We start from the raw sequence: 21,575 nt of genomic DNA, 5'->3' as shown, positions 1-21,575 counted from the left end.
TTGGTAAGGCTGGAATTGGATATGTTTTATCTTCAATAAAGTTTGTTAATATTTTTAATGTTATTGAATTAATTTCTTGTACGATTTCTGTTTATTATATGTCCTATTCATCTATTTAATATATTACAAAATCTTCATTTACTTTATATACTCAATATTTTATACGCTTTATTTTATCTATTTCTTCTTTTATAAATTTTTGTAAATATTTTTATTGAATACGACATTTAGTTAAAAACGAAAAATTTTTTCATAAAAATATTGATTTTTGAAAGAAATAAGTCATAATATACTGAGTTTAAAAAAGGAGTTTTAAGGTTAATATGAATAATAAGGTATTATTTAGTTTTATTATTTTATCTTGTACGTTAAATGCAAGAACAAATTATAACAATGGATATTTTAATAACTTTAAAGAAGAAAATCTTACAAAGGTAAAATATGATACACGATATCAAAATAATGAAGGTGTAATTGGTAAAAATGGTAATGAAGGAAAATGGCCAGGTGTTGGTCCTAACGGTGAAGCAGAGGGGACATATACTTTAAGGTATACAAGAATACCATCTATGATAATTACTAATGATAATAAGCTTATTGTAATGTATGATTTAAGATGGCAAAATCCAGATTTACCAGACAATACAGCTAGAAATGAGAAAATTGGGGCAGATCATGGAAGAATAGATCAGGGAATATCAATTTCAGAAGACGGTGGTAAAACTTGGAAAACTAAGACAGGAATAAAATTTGATGATGTTTGGAAATTTGGAAAAAAAACAGAACCTCAGAAATATAGAAGAAGATTAATGGATCCAACTTTAATATATAATTATTTAACAGATGAAATTATTTCATTACATGGCTCTTGGAATGAATTTGCTGGAGGTAACTGGCATGTCAAAAGAAATGATTATTATAATAAAGAAATTTGGGCAGCGTTAATGCATAAATCAAAAGATGGTGGTAAGACTTGGGAAAGAACTCATAAATTTGATAAAAATAATAATAATATTTTTATTAATCATACTCCTGATAATCCATTAAAGGCTTTTCTTGGTGGAGTTGGAACAGGAATAGTTATGAGAGATGGTACTTTAGTAATGCCTGTACAAACATCACATCAGGCTAGTAGTGGTAAAAAAGCTATAGGTGCCACTATAATGTATTCATATGATAATGGTAAAACATGGCAAATGCCCAAAATTGATAATAGTAAGATATTAATGCCTAATGGTTCATCACTTGAAAATATGGTCTTTCAAATGGGAGATAAGTTGATATTAACTGGTAGAGGAATCGATAGTAGCAATAATATACAAAAAAATAATAAGCAAAAAAATAATGTACAAAGAGATAATAAACATAGATGGGCATATTATACTACAGACATGGGTCAAACATGGAAAAAATTTGAACCATTACATACTTTTCAGACTGTAACAAGTCAGGCATCACAAGGATCTACACTTTATGTAACTCTTCCTAGTGGTAAAAAGGTAATACTTGTATCAGCTCCTGATGGAAATGGAAATGATGGATATAAAAGAGGAAATTTATCACTTTATGTATTATCAGGAAAGAATAAAGATCAAAAAAAGAAAATTACAACAATTAGATCTGGTTCAGGAAATGGTCTAGGTGCAGGATATTCTTCACTTGCATATAAGGGTGGAAATTTGTTCGTTGCCTATGAAGATGCGGGGGATATATCAGTAAAGAATTTAACAGATAAAATAGCAGAAATAGAAAAAGCTGCAACTGAGTGGAATTTAGAAGATGAAAGATCTAAAGATATAGAAACAGTTAAAAAATTAAAGTCTTTAAGTGAAGAACAAAAACAAATATTAACAAATGAGATGATGAAAGATAATGATAGAGCATTCACTGAAGCTATGGTTTTGGATAAAGAATTAAAAGAAATTGATGAAAATGTGAAAAAATATAAGGGTAATATGAGTGAAGCTATTCCTTCTAATATTAGAAAATTTAATGAAAGCTTGGAAGGGTTAAAAGAAAAAAATACAATGTCAAAAGCATTACATGCTATGAATTTAAATTATATAATAAAAACTTCAGGAGAAAATCTTAATCAAAAAATTGATTTTGAGCCATATAAATTAGTAGCTAAAAAATTCATATATTATAGAAGAGATGTAATTAATAATGATGATAGAATATTTGCAAGTTATGGTAGATTAACTAATGGTGCTGAAGAAGATTTTAGATTTGGATACAATCATAGTATATCTAATTTTAAACTTGGTGGATTTTTTGAAGTTTTTAGATCAGTAAATAATTCTAAAAATATATCTGTTGGTGCGACATTTAAAACAGTATTAAATAATAAGTATACATTTAAAAATTTTGTTAGATATAGACAACAATCTTTATCTAATATCAAAATAAATGATAAAAGTGATAAGTATAATGATGTAATAGTTCATAATGTAGATATTTATTCATCATATGAAAATAAATTTAATTTAAATAAAAACTTAAGTATAACGCCAAAAGCTGGACTATTATTAACATATTCTAGTGGGGCTTTATTAGATGAAGATGCAAAACTTGATAAAAGAATAAGTGCAAGTTCTGATTTTTCAGTTAAAGCAGAAGCGTATTTTAGAAGTTTTAAATTTAAAATTAAACCAGAAATTATGCTATTAGATAATACTCAATATATTTCTCAAAGTAATTTAGAGACAAAGAAAGCACAAATAGGTAGCAAAATATTTGAGTATAACATACAACTTGGTATGGGAACTAAAATTAATGGTTTAAATTTTGATATAGATTTGGATTTTAATAATATTGAAACACAAAAAACTAATGTTGAATTAAGATTTGGAGTAGGATATAGCTGGTAACATATTTAAGAGTGTTTTTATTCTTCTTCTTTTTATGATATAATTGAAAGAAAAAAAGGAGCAAAGAGATGTCTACACCTTTAATGAAACAGTATAATGAAATAAAAAAGGAATACAAGGAATATATACTATTTTTTAGGTTAGGTGATTTTTATGAAATGTTTTTTGAAGATGCAGAGATTGCTTCAAGAGTACTAGGTTTAACTCTTACATCAAGAAACAAAGAAAAAGATATGAATATACCTCTTGCAGGTATACCTTATCATTCTTCTAAACCATACATAGCTAAACTTGTTAATGCAGGATATAAGGTAGCTATATGTGAACAAACAGAAAATCCTAAAGATGTTAAGGGTATAGTTAAAAGAGAAGTTGTTCAAATTGTAACTTCAGGGACTATGCAAGATGTTGATTATTTAGATTCAAAATCTAATAATTATTTAGCTTGTATATATTATACTAATCAAAGTTATGCTATAGCTTATTTAGATATAACTACAGGAGAATTTAAAGTATTAGAATGTGATGAAGATAATTTAATTAGTGAGATATATAAAATAGAACCAAAAGAGATATTATTAACACAAAGCTTAAAAGAAAAATTTGAGAATATAATAGACAAGCTTGATGTTAATATTTCAACAATTAGTAAAGTAAATGATGCAGAAAAATTTTTAAAAGATTACTTTAATATAGTTTCTTTAGATAGTTATGGTATATTTGGTAAAAAAGCTATGATAGATGCTTGTGCCTGTATATTAGATTATGTTTTAGCTATGCAATTTAATAATGAATTAACTATTAGAAAAATTGAGGTTATAAACAAATCAAAATTTGTTGAAATATCTTCTTCAACTCTAAGAAATCTAGAAGTAATTAAAAACCAAAGAGATAAGACAACATATGGTTCACTTTTATGGGTACTTGATAAATGTAAATCATCAACAGGATCTAGAAAATTAAAACAATTATTACAGAGTCCTTTACTTGATTTAGAAGAAATAAACAAAAGGTATGATGATATAGAATATCTTTGTAAAGAAATAATAAAAAGAGAAGAAATTAGATCTTTACTTGATAATGTATATGATATAGAAAGACTTTTAGGAAAAGTAATATTTTCAAATGAAAATGGTAAAGATATTAATGCCTTAAAAAATACTATTTATTCTAGTTTTAAAATAAGAGATTTATGGTCTGAAAAATTTGAAAATATAGACTTTAATATATTAAAAGAAATATATTCTAAGATAGATAGTATTTTACTTGAAGATGCTCCATTTTCAGTAAGAGAAGGAAATATGATTAAAAGTGGAGTTAATTCAGAATTAGATGAATTAAGAAATATCATGAACAATGGAACAGGAATTTTACTTGAAATAGAAGCAAGAGAAAGAGAAAAAACAGGAATTAAAAATTTAAAAATTAAGTATAATAATGTTTTTGGATATTTTATTGAGATATCTAAATCTAATTTAAACATGGTTCCAGAAACATACATTAGAAAACAAACATTATCTAATGCAGAAAGATATATAACCGAAGAAATTAAAAGTTATGAAGATAAGATAATTAATTCAAAGGCTAAAATTGCTGAACTTGAATACATGATTTTTAAAAGTTTAAGTTCATATATTAAAGAGTTTAAAAATATATTCATTGAACTATCTAACACTTTAGCATATATAGATATACTTATTTCATTTGCTATTACCGCACTTGAAAATAATTATGTAAGACCTAGCTTTAATGAAGAGTATTTTGAAATTAAAGATGCAAGACATCCCGTTGTTGAAAAATTAATAGGAGATAATACTTTTATATCTAACAACGTATATTTTGATGATAAAAATAGATTTATAATCCTTACAGGACCTAATATGTCAGGGAAATCAACATACATGAAACAAATTGCTTTAATAAGTATTATGGCTCAAATAGGTTCATTTGTACCAGCAAGTAGTGCAAGTTTAAATATGGTAGATAAAATACTTACAAGAATAGGTGCAAGTGATGATATATTATCAGGTCAATCAACATTTATGGTTGAAATGAGTGAAGTTGCAAGTATTATTAACTCTGCAACAATTAATTCCTTAATTATACTTGATGAGGTAGGAAGAGGAACATCAACTTATGATGGACTTGCAATTGCAAGTTCTATATCTAAATATATAGTTGAAAACATTAATGCAAAAGCTATATTTGCGACACATTATCATGAGTTAACTGAACTTGAAAATGAATACGATACTATTAAAAATTATAGAATAGAAGTAGAAGAAAAAAATGGTAAAGTAAACTTTTTAAGAACTATAGTTAAAGGTGGTGCAGATAGATCATATGGTATAGAAGTTGCTAAACTTGCAGGGTTACCTAAATCAATAATTAGAGAATCTACAAAATTACTTAAATCATTTGAAGTTGAGAATAAAAGGGGTCAAATATCTTTATTTGAAAACTTTGAGTATGAAAATTATGATAAAATAGAAAAACTTGAAGAAACTATAGATAATTTAAATGAAAAATTAGATAAATTAAGAAATATAGATATTAATAATATGACACCTCTTAATGCCTTAAATTTACTTATGCAATTAAAAGAAGAAGTGAAATAAGGAGTTTTATGAGTAGAAAAGATGATCATTTAAAATTTGCATTAGAGAGTGTTAGTATTAAAAATAGTTTTGATGAATATAGGTTAGAATATATTTCTATTCCTTCATTTGGATTAAATGATGTAGATATTAGTACAAAAATAGGTGGAGTAGAGTCTAAATATCCTTTTTTCATAAATGCTATTACAGGTGGAAGTGATAAAGGGAATAAAATAAATGAAGATTTAGAATATGTGTCTAAAAAAACAGGAATATTTTTTTTCCCAGGATCTTATTCTCCGTTTTTAAATAAAAAAGAAATAAATTACCCTAAAAATCAAGGTGTAAATTTGGGTATAGATAAGCAGGCTTTTTTGCATTTAGAAGCTATAAATAAAACAAATGCAAAGTTATTACAAGTTCATGTAAACATTATACAAGAAATGCTTATGCCAGAGGGAGATAGAAATTTTGAGATTTGGGAATCAAACTTAAAAGATATACTTTCTTTAGTAAAAATCCCAGTTATTTTAAAGGAAACGGGATTTGGTATGGGAAGAGGAACCTTTATTAGAGCAAAAGAATTAGGTGTTAAGATAGTAGATGTTAGTGGTAAGGGTGGAACGGATTTTTCAAAAATAGAGAATATGAGAAGAAGCATAGCTAAAAATTATTATGAAGAAATTGGATATTCTACTACTGAAAGTCTTGAAATAGCTAAAGAATTTGAAAATGATTTTGAGATTATTGCTAGTGGTGGAATAAGACACCCATTAGATGTTGTTAAAGCATTAGCGTTAGGTGCTAAAGCTGTAGGAATTTCAAAAGTATTCTTAGAAATATTAGAAAAAGAAGGTAAAGATGCTCTAATAGATACAATAAATACATGGAAAAAAGACGTTAAAAATTTAATGCTTTTAACAGATTCAATAAATATAGAAAAATTGAAGGGGAAAATAAGGAAGAAATGAAAAAACTGCACTTTTAAGATTTTGGGTGCAGTTTTATATATTCTTTATTCTCTAAATAATCTTTAATAGACTTATATTGTCTTTTTTCTCCATTTTTTTTGTGAACTATTATAAATATAGGGTTAGTTAATGAATTATAAAATAGGAGTTTATCTCCTTTTTTTGCATATTCTTTAACATCAAAAACCAACATGTGATTTTTATCATATGTTGCAAGTATTCTTTCTTTTCCATTTTCTGTAATTATTAAGTTTCCAACTGGTTTTTCATCAATAAAATTAGTTGTAATAAATGAATTATTATCTACATATTGAATCATTTTGATAAGCTTTCCTTTAGAATATATTAAAGTTTCATCATTCTTATCAACTTTACCGTCTAACATATCATTTTTGTATTCTCTAGTTTCAGAAAAATTACCTGACATATATGTTGATTTTCCTTCTCTTTTACCATTTTTAAATATTATTTCTTTTATAATATCAGGATAAGTAATTCTAACAGTTCCAGTTATTTCATTGTTAATATAGGGGTATTCTATAATTGCTCCATTAAATTCAATTTTTACATTTCCATTTTTTAAGTTATTAACTTTATTAACCTTATTTTCCTTTAAATAAAGGTATATATTTTCTAAAAATTTTTTCTCTGATGAGCCTATATTTTCTATATCAAAAAGGTATTCATGATATGATATTTTACCATTAGCTTTAACATATTTAACATCTCCTAAACTTATACCATTAAAGAAAGTTAAATATATTTTATCACCATTATTTTTGTGTATTATAACTTGTCCATTTATTAATTCATTTTCTTGTTTGTATTCTATAACTGAATCAGGTGTTTTTATTTCAAAATAACCATTTTTATTAAGTCCTATATATCCAGTACGAATTAATTCATCTATATGTTCAATTTGATTACCTAAAACATTATTTTGAAAATATGTAATTTCACCTACAAACTTCCCATTTTTATATATTCTTTCAACACCATTTAATAATCCGTTTAAGTAATTACCTTTTAATAATAAGTTGCTATCAGGAATTTCAAAAGAATATTTTCCATTTTTTATATTATTAATATAGGTACCTTTTTCTATAGATCCGTCTTCTAATTTATCTGTGAATTCACCCTGTTTAAATCCATTTACAATTTTCACATTTTCTTTTGGAAATATTAAAAATTGTAAAAAGATAAGAATTATTAATATTTTTTTCATTAATTATTTTCCACCTTAACTAAAATACCTTCTTCATTAACTCTTAATTCTGTTTCATAAGGTAAATTTAATATTTCTTTTACATTTTTATCTAAGTTACAGACTATACTTAATTTATACACACCAAAATTAGACGGATCTTTTAAATAGTTTTCATCTTCATCTCCAGCAAAAAATCTCCAACCACTATCATTTTTTCCAAGTTTTTCTTTTTGCCTATAACAATATCCTACATTTTCACCGTCAACTGTAATACGATTTGAAATTATGCAACCTTGACCAGAATTAACTTTTAAATGTATGAATCCTAATATGGTAAGTATAAGTCCTAAAATTATTAATAAATATATGAATATTTTGGGAGTATTAAAAAATAGTAGGGCAAAAACTCCAATAAAAATAGAAATAGCTCTATAAAACCATTTATTCATTTATTTCCTCCATAATGTTGATAACTTATTATACCATAAAAAAATATACACCTCAAACCAAGGTGTATTTACATCTTTTCATAAATTTTTCCGTTTTTATCTCTTTTTAAGTATTTAAAATCTACTAAATATCTTCTAAGTACAGCGTAATCATCAAAATATTCTTTTAATATTTCATTTACATCTTTTTCTGAATACTCTTTATTATATTCAAATTTACTATGAAAAAACTCAAATACCTCTAATTTTGCTTCGTGTTTTTTAGGGATTTTTATAAGCTTTTCATTTTTAAAAAATTTATTAATCATACCTTTTCTTCTCCTATTTAATTATGGTATATAAGTTCTAGTTGTTTTAAATTTTTTTTATATTTACTATTTAAAATATTTTCTAATGGAATTACATAACTTGAATTATAGAAGGGATTGTTAAAATAATTTTCATTATTAATCCAATCTTCATAATATTTTTCATTAAAATTATACTTTTTCAATAAGTTTAAATTATTTTCACTTCTTTTGTAAAATGTATCATTTGGATTATTATATAAACTTTTTTCAAACTCATAATGTAAACAAGCAGTTTTATATAAATTATAAATATGACACATATAATTTTTTTTGTACTCTGGAAATACATTTAATATTATTTCTGTTTGGATTGAATAAGCTATTTTTTCATCTTCTTCTATAGGTGTTACTATATTTTTTAAAAATTTATATTTATTGAAAATAGAATGTGATAGTTCATGAATAAAATAATATAACGCTTCTTCATATTCAAGTTTTTCATCAAAAATTATTATACTTTCTCCTGTAAACGGAAATTCTAAACAGGCAGAATATCCTAGCATTTCATTTGTTTTTATTATTTTAACTTCATTATTTTTTAAATTATTTTCTATAAAATGAACACCTTTATAATTTTTTACACTATTTATTATTTCTTTCTCAGTAATAAAAATTTTATTTTCTGAAAAATTATTGTAATTTAAGTTAGTTAAAAATCTTTTTTCATCAATTTTTTCTAAATTATTCTCTTTTCTCCATGAATCATAATTAAAATAACCCTTTAATCTGCTTTTTAATATTTTATTCATTAATTTATTTTTTTGTAATTTTGTTTTATTTTTATCAATAACTAAATCTAAAACTTCAAATGGTAAATCTTTAAATTTTATTTTTTCATTTTCTTTTTTGTTTATTGTTGTTTTATATCTATTTAAATCTATATTTAAATTTAATATTTCGTTTAATTGTTTTAAGAGCATAATAGATTTCTCATTTATCATAATCTTATATTCATTTTTTGTCATTGTTATAAATTCTTTCAGCATAAGCTATAAAAATACTATTCATATTTTGGTTCTTTCCACATAGAAATTACTAAGATAGCTATTAATGATATAGCTATAAATATTTTCCATGAATTTAATATTCCAAATTTTGTTGAAAGTAATCCATTTAATGGTAATAAGATTGTCATAATTAATGAATCAAATGTGTTTAACACAGAAACAACTGTTGTTCTAATTTTATCATTTTTTATTAAATTTGAATGCTCATATGAACTTAATATAATACCTAATATTGAAAGCATAGCTATATGTATGAAAAACATCGGAACAAAATATGTAGATATAGATTGAATTAAAACAATAGCAGCATCTACTACTAATAATACAACTAGATAAGTTTTACTAGAAAACTTTTTAATATTTATTTTTGAAGCAAGATATGAACCTATTATTCCGGAAATTCCAAGAAATACCCAAATTATACCTATATGTTCTAAATATACAGCTTGCCATTGTTGATTAGGACCTAAATCTATTAAATTAATAATTAAAAAGAACATTAAAAAATAGTATAATTCTTTTCTGAAAATAGTTTCTTTTATTTGTGTTAGAACTTCTACATATTGTTCTTTTATTTTCAATCTACTTTCATCACCATGTTCTTCTTTTTTGAAAAATATCATTATTAATACTGAAATTATTCCAAAAATAAAGACAGAAATTAAAAATGGTAATTTGATATCGTACTTAAATAAAATATCTGAACCTATGTAACCGGAAATAAGTCCAAAAATGCTCGCTATTACAGATGATTTAGAAAATATTACATTTAACTTTATATCTTCTCCTGATTTATTTATTTCATTAACTATCCATGAAGTTAAATTACCGGATAGAATAGCTGAAGCAAATCCAGTTAATAGTGCTGAGGTTAATAAGATTGTCATATTAGTGCCGTTAAATGCAAGCATTAATATACCTATCATCCTTGTAAAGTTTGCCCCTAATAAGGTTAATTTATGTTTATACACATCAACAATTATACCTGTTGGTATTTCAGATATCATATTTGTAATCCAAAAAAATGACATATATATACCTATTTGTTCGTAACTAAAACCTGATTTAACTAAAAATATATATGATATTGATGAAAAAACAGTAATAGAAACATTATACAGGAAACCTAGTGTATAAAAAATTTTGATTTTATCTTTAATATTAATTTTTAATTCATCCAAAACTAGTTTTATAACCACCTTTCTAATGTTTTAATAATAACCTATTTTAATTATATATGTTAATAAATTTGGTATATAAGATATAAATGGATATACGTTATATATAAATAAAAAAAAGACATAAACTTAAGTTTATGTCTAGTATTTTTTTGTTTAATAATATTAACGTTTTGAGAATTGTGGACTTCTTCTTGCTTTTTTCTTTCCGTATTTCTTTCTTTCAACCATACGTGAATCTCTTGTTAAGAATCCTGCTTCTCTTAATACAAGTTTTAATTCAGCATCATTTTCTACTAATGCTCTAGAAATTCCTAATCTTATAGCTCCTGCTTGACCAGAATTTCCACCACCATGTACTGTAACATTTACACCAAATTTATTTAATGTATTTGTTAATTCTAGTGGTTGTTCAACTATTTTTGCTAAGATTTCTCTTCCTGCAAAAAATTCTCTCATGTCTTTACCATTTATTATTACACCTGTTTGTCCTGGTAATAATCTTACTCTTGCTACTGAAGTTTTTCTTCTACCTGTTCCTAAAAATTGTTTACTCACTTAAATACCTCCCTATATTTCCATTTTTGTAGGTTTTTGAGCTTCATTTGAATGAGTTGGTCCTACATTTAATTTTAGTCTGTTAATCATTTGTCTTCCTAATTTGTTTTTAGGTAACATTCTTTCAACAGCTTTTCTTAATACTTCAGTTGGTTTTTTAGCAAGCATTTCTTCTAAACTTCTAGTTTTTAATCCTCCAGGGTATCCACTGTGTCTGTAGTATTTTTTATCAGTTAATTTTTTACCAGTAACAGCAATTTTTTCTGCATTAATAACTACTACATAATCTCCACCGTCTACGTGTGGTGTGTAACTTACTTTATCTTTTCCAATTAATTTTTTAGCAATTTCTACTGCTAGTTTTCCAAGTACTAATCCTTCAGCATCAACTAAATGCCAATTTCTTACTACATCTTCTTTTCTTTGCATTTTTGTATCTTTATTCACTTTAGCCTCCTATATTTTTTGTGAATAACGGTTCCTTTGTGGGAAAGGAAATTTTACTATATTAGTATATAATAAAATAATTGATTTTGTCAAGATGTTTTTCTTTACTAAAGTTATGTAAAATAAAAAGAATCAGAGCTTTCTCTGATTCTTAAAAATATATATTATTTAGATAAATTTACGATGTAATCTAAAGTTCTAATTAATTGTGCAGTATATGACATTTCGTTATCGTACCAAGACACTGTTTTAACGATTTGTTTATCTCCAACTGTAACAACTTTAGTTTGAGTTGCATCAAATAATGATCCAAATTTAATTCCAATTATATCAGATGATACTAATTCTTCTTCAGTGTATCCAAATGATTCGTTAGCTGCTTCTTTCATAGCTGCGTTAATTTCAGCTGCAGTAACTGTTTTTTCTAATACAGAAACAAGTTCTGTTAATGATCCTGTAGGTACTGGAACTCTTTGTGCTCCACCATCTAATTTACCAGATAATTCAGGTATAACAAGTCCTATTGCTTTTGCTGCTCCTGTTGAGTTAGGAACTATGTTTTCTGCTGCTGCTCTAGCTCTTCTTAAATCACCTTTTCTATGAGGTGCATCTAATGTGTTTTGATCTCCTGTGTAAGCATGTATAGTTGTCATTGTTCCTGCAACTATTCCAAATTTGTCATTTAAAACTTTAGCCATAGGTGCTAAACAGTTAGTTGTACAAGAAGCTGCTGATACTACAGTTTCTGAACCATCTAAAATGTTGTGGTTAACATTAAATACTACTGTTTTTAAATCTCCTTGTCCAGGTGCTGAAATAACAACTTTTTTAGCTCCAGCTTCTATATGAGCTTCTGCTTTTTCTTTTTTAGTGAAGAATCCAGTACATTCTAATACTACATCTACACCTAATTCTCCCCATGGTAAGTTTTTAGGATCTGCATCTGCGAAAGATTTAATTTCTTTTCCATTTACTATGAATGCTCCTTCTTTAACTTCTACTGTTCCATCAAATCTTCCTTGAGCTGAATCGTATTTAAATAAGTGTGCTAAAGTTTTAGCGTCTGATAAATCGTTTACAGCTACTACATCGAAGTTAGGATCGTTAATCATTAATCTTAATGCTAATCTTCCTATTCTTCCAAATCCATTAATTGCAACTTTTACTGCCATGTAAAGTACCTCCTAAGTAATTTTAATTTACGCTTAATTATATCATATTCTTTTTTTCAATGCAAGATAAAAAGGTTAAATGATGGTAGATGATTATTGACATAGCTAATAAAGTGAAGTATAATTTATAGTGCTGTATAATGAAGTATACAGCTAGATTTTTAATAATAAAAATGAAAAAAAGAGTAAAACAATTTGTTTCAATTAAAATTTATTAAATTTTTAAATTTTATGAAAATTAAAGTTGTTGTAATTTCAAAAATTAGAAGAAAAAAACGAATAAGTTTTTAATATATTTTTCATTGGTTACAAGTTTTGTAAGTTTTTCAGATCAAATAAAATTAGGATATAAACTTTAAAGTTCGGTTGCATATGATAAAGAAGATCTTCATGGTAAATTCATATATAATGAGGTGAATGCTTCATTAGGATTAATGGTTGAGATGAAATACAAGATATCTCCAAAAATAGATTTCATGTTTGGACCAAAAGCTTTTATTTCTGGTAGAATTGGACAAAGTGGATCTGGAAGTGCTTCAAATAGACCTAGTCCTAGTAATATGTAAATGAGTTTACTTATTTAGTTGAGGAAAACATTAGAATTTATAGTGGTGTTGAATTAGGAGTAGGGGTGTATGTTGGAAAAAATTTATCTGCTACAATTAATTATGATATTGAAGAAATGGGAAAAAGTAATTCTAGCCCGAAAGTCAATCCATTAATAGTATCAATTAAACCGTTATATAAAATGTCTGTGGGGGTTAGATTATTTGATAAATATAACAGCCTTATTTAATGGTTATGGAAGTAAGGGTTTTGTAGGAGTAGAATTTGGATATACATTTTAATTGTGTGGGGATAACAGTTTGTTATCTCTTTTTATATTTATTAGCTTATTTGCTTACAAACAGTTATTATGGTATAATTTAAAAAAATTAGATAGGGGAAATTATGTCATATTCTTCAAAATTAAAAGATGAAATTTTAGATAAAAAAAATGTAGATAAAAATGATATTATGTCAGAACTTTTTGGTTTACTTCTATCTAAAAATTGTATAAAAAATAGTGGGATAGAATTTAGTACAGAAAATTTAAAATTAGCACAAAGGGTGTATAATAATATACTTAAAGTGACTAACATTGCTCCACAACTTAGATATATTACAGCTAGAAGATTTTCTAAACCAAGAGTTTATACTATAAGTATAACTAATATTATAGACATAGAAGAAAATTATGGAGCATTTTTAAAAGAACTGTTTTCCTTTAAAAAGTATTCTGATAATAAGAATATATCTGGTATTTTGAGAGGATATTTTTTAAATTCAGGATATATTAAAGATCCTAATAAGGGATATACACTTGATTTTTTTATAGACACAGAAGATGCTTCAACTTTTTTATACATGTTATTAAAACATATTAATAAAAAGGTTTTTCAGACAGAAAAAAAGAATAAAAACATTGTATATATTAGAAACTCAGAAGATATTTTAGATATAATACACATGATAGGTGGGCTTCAAGTTTTTTTTGAGTATGAAAACGTTACTGTTCAAAAAGAATTGAATAATAAGATAAATAGAAACATGAATTATGAACTTGCAAATGAGACTAAAAAGATGTCAGCTTCTATTAAACAGGTAGATATGATAGAATATATTGATGAAAAAATAGGGCTTGAAAATTTAACTAAAGCTTTATCAGAACTTGCTAAATTAAGATTAAAATATGATGAAGATTCATTTCAAGAATTAGCTGATAAATTAAAGATATCTAAATCGGGTATAAGAAATAGATTTAGGAGATTAGAAGAAATATATTTAGAATTAAAGGAATAAAATTATGGTAAAGTTAAATAAGTATAGTGGATTTGAGGAATTTTTAAATGATTTTAAAAATTTTAATGAAAAAGCAAAATATTTTAAAATAGATATGGAAGCTAATATATTAATTAAAGAACCGTCCTATATATTAGAATATGGATATATGTATCATGTTAAAGGATTTACTAAAGTAGATGAAATATTTAGTTTAAAAGATATTTATTTAAGAAAAGAAAAAAAGATAAAAAGGCATTCAAGTATTGAAATAAGGAAAGTAGAAGAAAGCTTTTTTAGAGCAATATTTAATAGAGATGAAGTACATGCATTAAGTCTTGCAAATGAATTAATTAGAAGAGAACCTATTTCATTTTTTAATATTCTTTATCTTAATGCGAGATTATCAGATGATGAAAATAGGTTAATTAAAGTCTATCTTTTTGAGAAAATATTTTCTGATATAGGAGTAAGTATTCCTTTTTTAAGAAATTTAATAGGTTATGTATGTAAGTCAAAAGAAGGCTATGGAAATGAAAAAAAGATTGATAGACTTTATGCACATATATTTAAGATTAAATTTAATGAAAAAATAGAGATTAATGTTGATGAAATAAGTGATGATAATAGAATAATACTTAAATTTTTGGAGGAAGAAAAATGCTAGAAATGAAATTTATAAGAGAAAATGTAGAACTTGTAAAACAAGGATTAAAAAATAGAAAAAGTGAATATAATTTAGATGAATTAATTGATTTAGATATTAAAAGAAGAGAACTATTAACTGAGGTTGAAACTCTTAAAAAAGAGAGAAATGATGTTTCAGCTATAATAGGTAAGAATGCAAGAGAGGGTATAGATTCAACTGAACTTAAAGAAAATATGGCCAAAGTTTCTAATAAAATTAAAGAATTAGATATAGAAGTTTTAGAAATAGAAGAAAAACAAAAAATGATGCTTTTAACTATACCTAATATTCCGCATAACTCTACTCCTGTTGGAGAAAGTGAAGATGATAATGTTGAAATTAGAAAATGGGGTGAACCTAAGAATTTTAATTTTGAAGTTAAATCACATGATGAATTAGGAGTAAACTTAGATATACTTGATTTTGAAAGAGGGGTAAAGCTTTCAGGTTCAAGATTTACGGTATATAAAGGGCTGGGAGCAAGGCTTGAAAGAGCATTAATTAATTTCATGTTAGATATACATACAGAAGAACATGGATTTACAGAAATTTTAACACCTCAACTTGCTAAAAGAGACATTATGGTAGGAACAGGACAACTTCCTAAATTTGAAGAGGATATGTATAAGATAAAAGGACAAGATCTTTACCTTATACCTACTGCTGAGGTAACTTTAACAAATATGTATGCTGGAGAAATTCTTAAAGAAGAAGAATTACCTAAACATTTTTGTGGATTTACAGCTTGTTTCCGTCAAGAAGCAGGTAGTGGTGGAAGAGATTTAAAAGGATTAATTAGACAACATCAATTTAATAAGGTTGAAATGGTTAAAATAGTTCATCCAGATAAGTCTTATGAAGAATTAGAACATATGACAAATTGTGCAGAAAAAATATTACAAAAATTAGGTCTTCCTTATAGAGTGCTTTCATTATGTACAGGAGATATGGGATTTTCAGCAGCAAAAACATATGATATAGAAGTGTGGGTTCCATCTCAAAATAAATATAGAGAAATATCAAGTTGTTCAAATACAGAAGATTTCCAAGCAAGACGTGCTATGATTAAGTTTAGAGCGGAAGATAAGAAAAGCTATTTTGTACACACATTAAATGGATCAGGACTAGCTGTAGGAAGAACTTTACTTGCAATAATAGAAAATTATCAACAAGAGGATGGAAGTATTTTAATTCCAGAAGCATTAGTTCCATATATGGGTGGTAAAACAGAAATAAGATAAGAGGAAATATGAAAAAATTAATAAAAGTGCTAACAGTCCTATTTTTATTAGGAATATTAGCTTGGTATTTAGAATTTTCAGGTTATCTTTATCATAATCATATTTTATCTATGAAATATGATATACATGGCATAGATATATCTCATCATAAGGTAAGGCTTAATTGGTATCAAATAGATAAAAGGTATAAGTTTGTATTTATGAAGGCAACAGAAGGTAAAGATCATTTAGATAGAGATTTTTTCTATAACTGGAAGAAGGCACAACTTACAGGATTTAGAGTGGGGGCATATCATTTCTTTTCTATGCTATCTAAAGGAGAAGAACAGGCTAAATTCTATATTTCCAAAGTACCTATAGTTGAAAAGGCATTTCCACCTATAATTGATCTAGAAATACCGATTAAATATCCAAAAGAGAGAGTTAATAAAGAACTTAAGGATTTAATAGATAGACTAGAAAAGCATTATAGGAAAAAGGTTATCATATATGCTACAAGACATACATATAAGGCGTATATAGAAAATGAGTTTTTAGATAACCCTATATGGATTAGGAATATTAAGTGGTATCCAAGTCAAAAAAGATGGGATTTTTGGCAATATTCTAATAGAGGAAGAGTTAAGGGTATATCAGGATTTACTGATAGAAATGCTTTTAGAGGATCAGATATTGATCATTTTATAAACCAAAATAGAATAAAAAATAAAATAGTTCAATGAAATCTCATGGAACTATTTTTCATGTAAGGGGAAAGAATGAATTTAGTACAATTTAATAATGTATGGAAGCAATATAACGGGGAATACATATTAAAAGGCATTAATTTTAATGTTAATCATATGGACAAAATTGGATTAATAGGATTAAATGGTGTTGGGAAATCATCACTTATTAAGATACTTTTAGGTAAAGAAAATCATGATGGTATGGAAGGAAATGTTAATGAAAAAGGTAATGTTTTTCTTAATCCTAATATTAAAGTAGGTTATCTTTCTCAAAACCATTCATTTGCTTCTGAAAAAAATACAGTTTATGAGGAATTACTTGAGGTATATTCTAGACAAAAAGAATTACTTTATGAAATTAATAAGCTTAATACTTTAATGGCAGTATCTGAGAATATAGATAAATTATTAAAAGATTATGAAAAATTACAACATGAATATGAGATAACTGGTGGATATGAAATAGAATTTAAGATTAAACAAGTTATGCAAGGGCTTGAATTAAATCATTTTAAAGGCTCTCATATATCATCACTTTCAGGTGGTGAAAAAACTAGAGTTACACTTGCTAAGTTATTACTTCAAGAGCCAGATTTATTAATACTTGATGAGCCTACTAACCATTTGGATATAGTTTCTATAGAATGGTTGGAAGAGTACTTAAAAAAATATACTAAAGCATTCATATTAATATCACATGATAGAATATTCTTAGATGAAGTGTGTAATAAGATAATGGAAATAGAAAATAAGAAAATTTATGAATATAATGGGAATTTTTCAGATTTTGTTATACAAAAAGAATTATATATTAAAGGTGAAATTAAAAGATTTGAAAAAGAAAGTGAAAAGATAAGAAAAATAGAAGAATATGTAAGTAGATATAAGGCGGGGATAAAGGCAAAACAAGCAAGGGGAAGACAAACTATATTAGATAGAATGGAAAGAATGGATAATCCCTTATTTAATCCAGGAAGAATGAAGTTAAAATTTGAGATGAGATCTGAATCAGCAGATAGGGTATTAAATGTTGTTAATGTATCTAAAAGTTTTGATAATAAGAAAGTTTTAAATAATGTAAGCTTTGATCTATACAAAGGAGATAAGGTAGGAATAATAGGAAAGAATGGAATAGGAAAATCAACCCTTTTAAAAATATTAATAGGGAAATTAAAGCAAGATAGTGGAGATTTTAAAATAGGAGAAAGGGTTCATGTTGGATATTATGATCAAGATCATCAAAATCTTTATTCAAATAATAATATTTTACAAGAAATTAATAGTTCTATTTTATATACAGAAGAATATTTAAGAAGTAAGGCAGCTTCTTTTCTATTTACAAGTGATGATGTGTTAAAACAGATATCATCATTATCAGGAGGAGAAAAAGTTAGAGTTTCCTTACTTAAATTAATAGAAGAAAAGGCGAATTTATTAATACTTGATGAACCAACTAACCATTTAGACATATATTCTATAGAAGTTTTAGAAAACGCTCTTATAGATTATACAGGAACTATGCTTTTAATTTCTCATAATAGACATTTTTTAAATTCAGTATGTAATAAGATATATTTCTTATCTGAGAATGGTTTAGAAGAATTTAAAGGGAATTATGGTAAGTATAAGGAAAATATTAAAAGCAAGAAAGAAGTTATAGATAAAACAGAAGAAAAGCTTAGTTATGAAGAAAGGAAGGCTAAACAAAAGGTAGAAATTAAAAGGAAAAAAGATATAGAAAAGATAGAAAAGGAGTTAGAAGAAATTTCTAAAAAACTTAAAGTTTTAGATGATGAGATGACTAGAGCAGGGCGTGTTAATGATTTAGAGAAAATGATTAATGTGCAAAAAGAAATAGAAGATATGAAAGCTAGGGAAGATGAATTAATATTATTGTGGAGTGAATTAGAGTAGTTTTTATTATTTTTTTTTGATATAATTAAAATACAACACGAGAAAGGGAAATTCCTTGATTAAATATGAGTAAATTAAATATATTAGAAGGACTTTTAGGAAAGAAAATTCCTTCTTTAAAAGAAGATTTTAGAGTTGTTATAAATTCTAAAGAATCAAGCCCAAATAGTGTTTTTTTTGCTATTAATAAAGGGAATGATTATGCAAAAGAAGCTGAAAATATGGGGGCTTTTGTAATTTATGATAAAAAAGAACTTAAAATAAGTAATGGATATTATGTAGAAAATAGCGTTAAGTTTATGCAAGAATTTGCAAAAAGTTATAGAAAAAACAATAAATTTACAGTTATTGGTATCACTGGTTCAAATGGTAAAACAACTGTTAAGGACATATTATACTCTGTTTTAAAGAATAAGGGTGTAAGGGTATGTAAGACACAGGGGAACTATAATAATCATATAGGCTTACCATTTACTATACTTTCAGCAAAAGATAGTGATGAAATACTATTACTTGAGATGGGAATGTCAAATTTAGGTGAAATTGATTTACTTGGTAATATATCTAAACCAGATTATTCAATAATAACTAATATAGGGCAATCTCATTTAGAATATCTAAAAACTATGGAAAATGTTTTTAAAGCTAAAACAGAAATTATACCTCATACATCAAAAAAGGTTGTAGTTAATGGAAAAGATAAATTTCTTTCTAAATTAGACGATGTTATAAAAGTTGAGATTAAGGATATTAAAACTAATCTTTTAGGAGAACATAATTTATTAAATGTATCAATAGTTGATAGTTTGCTTAAATATATGGGATATACAGATTTATGTTATGAAAATATTGAATTAACAGAAGGAAGATTTCAAATAGTAAATGGAAAATACATATATATTAATGATGCTTACAATGCTTCACCTATATCTATGAAAGCATCTCTTGAAACATTTTCTAAGATATATAATGATAAATTTAAAATAATTGTATTAGGAGATATGCTAGAGCTTGGAAAAGATGAAAAAAAATATCATGAGGATTTAAGTTATGTATTAAAAGAAATAAATTTTGATGAAATATATCTTTATGGAATTTGCATGAAATATCTTTATGAAAAATTATGTAATTTAGATAACATCTATTTTAAATTTAAGCATTTTGATAACAAGGAAGAAATAAAAATAACTATAAATAATATAGATACTACTAAAGAAAAAGTTGTATTATTAAAGGGATCAAGATCCATGAAAATGGAAGATATAATGGAGGGAAATAATTAATGCTATACTATATTCAAAGTCTATTTATAGACCAATACACATATTTAAGAATATTTAAATATATATCAATAAGAATGGGAGTTGCATTTGGTGTTTCATTGTGTTTTATGATAATATTTGGAAATTCATTTATTAGATGGTTGAAATATAAGAAATTTGGAGACACTATAAGAGAATATGGACCTGAGAGTCATTATCTTAAACAAGGAACACCTACTATGGGTGGTCTTTTAATCGTAGCTTCTATTTTGTTTTCAACATTTATTGCAGGAAATTTTACTAATAAATTTACTATTTTCCTATTTTTCATGACTATAGTATTTTCTACTATAGGATTTTATGATGATTATTTAAAACTTACTAAAAGTAAAAAAGGTCTTTCTGGAAAGAAAAAACTTTTATTTCAAACTATAATGACTTTAATAGTCTTCATTTTCATATATAAATTAGGTTTAGTTAATAAAACTATAGATTTTTCAATAATTAATCCTGTATTAAAAAAATCATATATATATATTGGACCTATAGCATTTTTCATTTTCATGTTCTTCATAATAGTAGGAACATCTAATGCTGTTAATTTAACAGATGGTTTAGATGGTTTAGTTAGTAGCCAAATAGTTACAGTATCATCTATATTAATGTTAATAGCTTATGCAGTAGGACACTATAACTGGTCAGAATATATTAATATTTATTATGTAATGGGAGCAGGGGAAATAGCTGTATTTTTATCATCTATAGTTGGAGGTTGTTTAGGATTTTTATGGTTTAACTTTTATCCTGCACAGATGTTTATGGGAGATGTAGGTTCTCTTACTATAGGTGGATTATTAGGGACTATATTCATATTATTAAAACAGGAATTACTTTTACCTGTTATGGGAATCATTTTCTTTGTCGAAGCTTTATCTGTAATAATACAAGTAATATCATTTAGAAAATTTAAGAAAAGAGTATTTAAAATGGCACCTATACACCATCATTTTGAGAAATTAGGTATGCCAGAAACAAAAGTAACTGTTAGATTTTTAATTATTACAATTATTGCTGGACTACTAGCATTAATGATACTTAAGTTAAGATAGGAGATA

At 25.5% G+C, this 21,575-nt stretch carries 19 protein-coding genes; 11 read left to right on the top strand and 8 right to left on the bottom strand.

Annotated elements, in window-relative coordinates:
• Positions 1-323: 323 nt before the first annotated feature.
• The 3 genes from BUE91_RS00435 (at position 324) to fni (ending at position 6,438) form a co-directional block, all read left to right on the top strand.
• Positions 324-2,870 carry a sialidase family protein gene (locus BUE91_RS00435; RefSeq protein WP_073507595.1) on the top strand — a complete coding sequence of 849 codons (2,547 nt, stop codon included), beginning with the start codon at positions 324-326 and terminating at the stop codon, positions 2,868-2,870.
• Positions 2,871-2,938: 68 nt separating this feature from the next.
• On the top strand, positions 2,939-5,488 hold the full coding sequence (mutS, locus tag BUE91_RS00430) for a DNA mismatch repair protein MutS (protein WP_066899774.1): 2,550 nt from the start codon (positions 2,939-2,941) through the stop codon (positions 5,486-5,488).
• An 8-nt stretch (positions 5,489-5,496) separates the two neighbouring features.
• Complete coding sequence (gene fni / locus BUE91_RS00425) at positions 5,497-6,438, top strand: type 2 isopentenyl-diphosphate Delta-isomerase (RefSeq protein WP_073507594.1); 942 nt, start codon at positions 5,497-5,499, stop codon at positions 6,436-6,438.
• 13 nt (positions 6,439-6,451) lie between these two features.
• Here the strand turns inward: fni and BUE91_RS00420 are convergent, their stop codons facing one another.
• The 8 genes from BUE91_RS00420 to gap all read right to left on the bottom strand — a co-directional run bounded on the left by BUE91_RS00420 (position 6,452) and on the right by gap (position 12,806).
• Positions 6,452-7,663, bottom strand: coding sequence for a hypothetical protein (locus tag BUE91_RS00420; RefSeq protein ID WP_073507593.1), 1,212 nt, complete (start codon positions 7,661-7,663; stop codon positions 6,452-6,454).
• A complete protein-coding gene (locus BUE91_RS00415) occupies positions 7,663-8,094 on the bottom strand; it encodes a DUF2185 domain-containing protein (protein ID WP_066899780.1) in 432 nt (143 codons plus the stop codon). Before BUE91_RS00415 ends, BUE91_RS00420 begins: the two co-directional genes overlap by 1 nt.
• A gap of 68 nt (positions 8,095-8,162) precedes the next feature.
• The gene (locus tag BUE91_RS00410; RefSeq protein ID WP_066899782.1) at positions 8,163-8,402 is read right to left on the bottom strand and encodes a DUF2087 domain-containing protein; all 240 of its coding nucleotides are present in this window, start codon (positions 8,400-8,402) and stop codon (positions 8,163-8,165) included.
• Positions 8,403-8,419: 17 nt separating this feature from the next.
• Positions 8,420-9,364: a hypothetical protein gene (locus tag BUE91_RS00405; protein ID WP_143605886.1), complete on the bottom strand. Its 945-nt coding sequence runs from the start codon at positions 9,362-9,364 to the stop codon at positions 8,420-8,422.
• An 80-nt stretch (positions 9,365-9,444) separates the two neighbouring features.
• Positions 9,445-10,632 carry an MFS transporter gene (locus BUE91_RS00400; protein WP_073507591.1) on the bottom strand — a complete coding sequence of 396 codons (1,188 nt, stop codon included), beginning with the start codon at positions 10,630-10,632 and terminating at the stop codon, positions 9,445-9,447.
• 162 nt (positions 10,633-10,794) lie between these two features.
• Entirely contained in the window at positions 10,795-11,187 is a 393-nt protein-coding gene (gene rpsI, locus BUE91_RS00395; RefSeq protein WP_066899791.1) for a 30S ribosomal protein S9, read from the bottom strand.
• Positions 11,188-11,199: 12 nt separating this feature from the next.
• Positions 11,200-11,634 carry a 50S ribosomal protein L13 gene (rplM, locus tag BUE91_RS00390; RefSeq protein ID WP_066899793.1) on the bottom strand — a complete coding sequence of 145 codons (435 nt, stop codon included), beginning with the start codon at positions 11,632-11,634 and terminating at the stop codon, positions 11,200-11,202.
• A 164-nt stretch (positions 11,635-11,798) separates the two neighbouring features.
• Positions 11,799-12,806, bottom strand: a complete 1,008-nt coding sequence (gene gap, locus BUE91_RS00385; RefSeq protein WP_066899795.1) for a type I glyceraldehyde-3-phosphate dehydrogenase — start codon at positions 12,804-12,806, stop codon at positions 11,799-11,801.
• Between the two features lie 413 nt (positions 12,807-13,219).
• Here gap and BUE91_RS07025 point away from each other — a divergent pair, with 413 nt between their 5' ends.
• The 8 genes from BUE91_RS07025 to mraY all read left to right on the top strand — a co-directional run bounded on the left by BUE91_RS07025 (position 13,220) and on the right by mraY (position 21,569).
• Complete coding sequence (locus BUE91_RS07025) at positions 13,220-13,372, top strand: hypothetical protein (RefSeq protein ID WP_180371189.1); 153 nt, start codon at positions 13,220-13,222, stop codon at positions 13,370-13,372.
• A gap of 385 nt (positions 13,373-13,757) precedes the next feature.
• Entirely contained in the window at positions 13,758-14,648 is an 891-nt protein-coding gene (gene whiA, locus BUE91_RS00380) for a DNA-binding protein WhiA (RefSeq protein WP_066899797.1), read from the top strand.
• A 4-nt stretch (positions 14,649-14,652) separates the two neighbouring features.
• Positions 14,653-15,294, top strand: a complete 642-nt coding sequence (locus BUE91_RS00375) for a hypothetical protein (protein ID WP_066899799.1) — start codon at positions 14,653-14,655, stop codon at positions 15,292-15,294.
• Complete coding sequence (gene serS, locus BUE91_RS00370) at positions 15,288-16,556, top strand: serine--tRNA ligase (protein WP_066899801.1); 1,269 nt, start codon at positions 15,288-15,290, stop codon at positions 16,554-16,556. Before BUE91_RS00375 ends, serS begins: the two co-directional genes overlap by 7 nt.
• An 8-nt stretch (positions 16,557-16,564) precedes the next feature.
• Positions 16,565-17,278, top strand: coding sequence for a GH25 family lysozyme (locus BUE91_RS00365; RefSeq protein WP_066899803.1), 714 nt, complete (start codon positions 16,565-16,567; stop codon positions 17,276-17,278).
• Between the two features lie 36 nt (positions 17,279-17,314).
• Complete coding sequence (locus BUE91_RS00360; RefSeq protein ID WP_073507590.1) at positions 17,315-19,198, top strand: ABC-F family ATP-binding cassette domain-containing protein; 1,884 nt, start codon at positions 17,315-17,317, stop codon at positions 19,196-19,198.
• A 65-nt stretch (positions 19,199-19,263) separates the two neighbouring features.
• Positions 19,264-20,481, top strand: coding sequence for a UDP-N-acetylmuramoyl-tripeptide--D-alanyl-D-alanine ligase (locus tag BUE91_RS00355; protein WP_073507589.1), 1,218 nt, complete (start codon positions 19,264-19,266; stop codon positions 20,479-20,481).
• Positions 20,481-21,569, top strand: a complete 1,089-nt coding sequence (gene mraY / locus BUE91_RS00350) for a phospho-N-acetylmuramoyl-pentapeptide-transferase (protein ID WP_073507588.1) — start codon at positions 20,481-20,483, stop codon at positions 21,567-21,569. The genes BUE91_RS00355 and mraY overlap by 1 nt, the downstream gene beginning before the upstream one ends.
• Positions 21,570-21,575: the final 6 nt, after the last annotated feature.

Source organism: Streptobacillus notomytis, assembly GCF_001902585.1.
Classification (GTDB): Bacteria; Fusobacteriota; Fusobacteriia; order Fusobacteriales; family Leptotrichiaceae; genus Streptobacillus; species Streptobacillus notomytis.
This window is presented reverse-complemented; position numbering and strand designations above follow the sequence as displayed.

Excerpts from the sequence above, each read along its gene's own strand:
- BUE91_RS00435 (WP_073507595.1), top strand. The coding sequence starts at position 324 with ATGAATAATAAGGTATTATTTAGTTTTATTATTTTATCTTGTACGTTA.
- mutS (WP_066899774.1), top strand. The coding sequence starts at position 2,939 with ATGTCTACACCTTTAATGAAACAGTATAATGAAATAAAAAAGGAATAC.
- fni (WP_073507594.1), top strand. The coding sequence starts at position 5,497 with ATGAGTAGAAAAGATGATCATTTAAAATTTGCATTAGAGAGTGTTAGT.
- BUE91_RS00420 (WP_073507593.1), bottom strand. The coding sequence starts at position 7,663 with ATGAAAAAAATATTAATAATTCTTATCTTTTTACAATTTTTAATATTT.
- BUE91_RS00415 (WP_066899780.1), bottom strand. The coding sequence starts at position 8,094 with ATGAATAAATGGTTTTATAGAGCTATTTCTATTTTTATTGGAGTTTTT.
- BUE91_RS00410 (WP_066899782.1), bottom strand. The coding sequence starts at position 8,402 with ATGATTAATAAATTTTTTAAAAATGAAAAGCTTATAAAAATCCCTAAA.
- BUE91_RS00405 (WP_143605886.1), bottom strand. The coding sequence starts at position 9,364 with ATGCTCTTAAAACAATTAAACGAAATATTAAATTTAAATATAGATTTA.
- gap (WP_066899795.1), bottom strand. The coding sequence starts at position 12,806 with ATGGCAGTAAAAGTTGCAATTAATGGATTTGGAAGAATAGGAAGATTA.
- whiA (WP_066899797.1), top strand. The coding sequence starts at position 13,758 with ATGTCATATTCTTCAAAATTAAAAGATGAAATTTTAGATAAAAAAAAT.
- BUE91_RS00375 (WP_066899799.1), top strand. The coding sequence starts at position 14,653 with ATGGTAAAGTTAAATAAGTATAGTGGATTTGAGGAATTTTTAAATGAT.
- serS (WP_066899801.1), top strand. The coding sequence starts at position 15,288 with ATGCTAGAAATGAAATTTATAAGAGAAAATGTAGAACTTGTAAAACAA.
- BUE91_RS00365 (WP_066899803.1), top strand. The coding sequence starts at position 16,565 with ATGAAAAAATTAATAAAAGTGCTAACAGTCCTATTTTTATTAGGAATA.
- BUE91_RS00360 (WP_073507590.1), top strand. The coding sequence starts at position 17,315 with ATGAATTTAGTACAATTTAATAATGTATGGAAGCAATATAACGGGGAA.
- BUE91_RS00355 (WP_073507589.1), top strand. The coding sequence starts at position 19,264 with ATGAGTAAATTAAATATATTAGAAGGACTTTTAGGAAAGAAAATTCCT.
- mraY (WP_073507588.1), top strand. The coding sequence starts at position 20,481 with ATGCTATACTATATTCAAAGTCTATTTATAGACCAATACACATATTTA.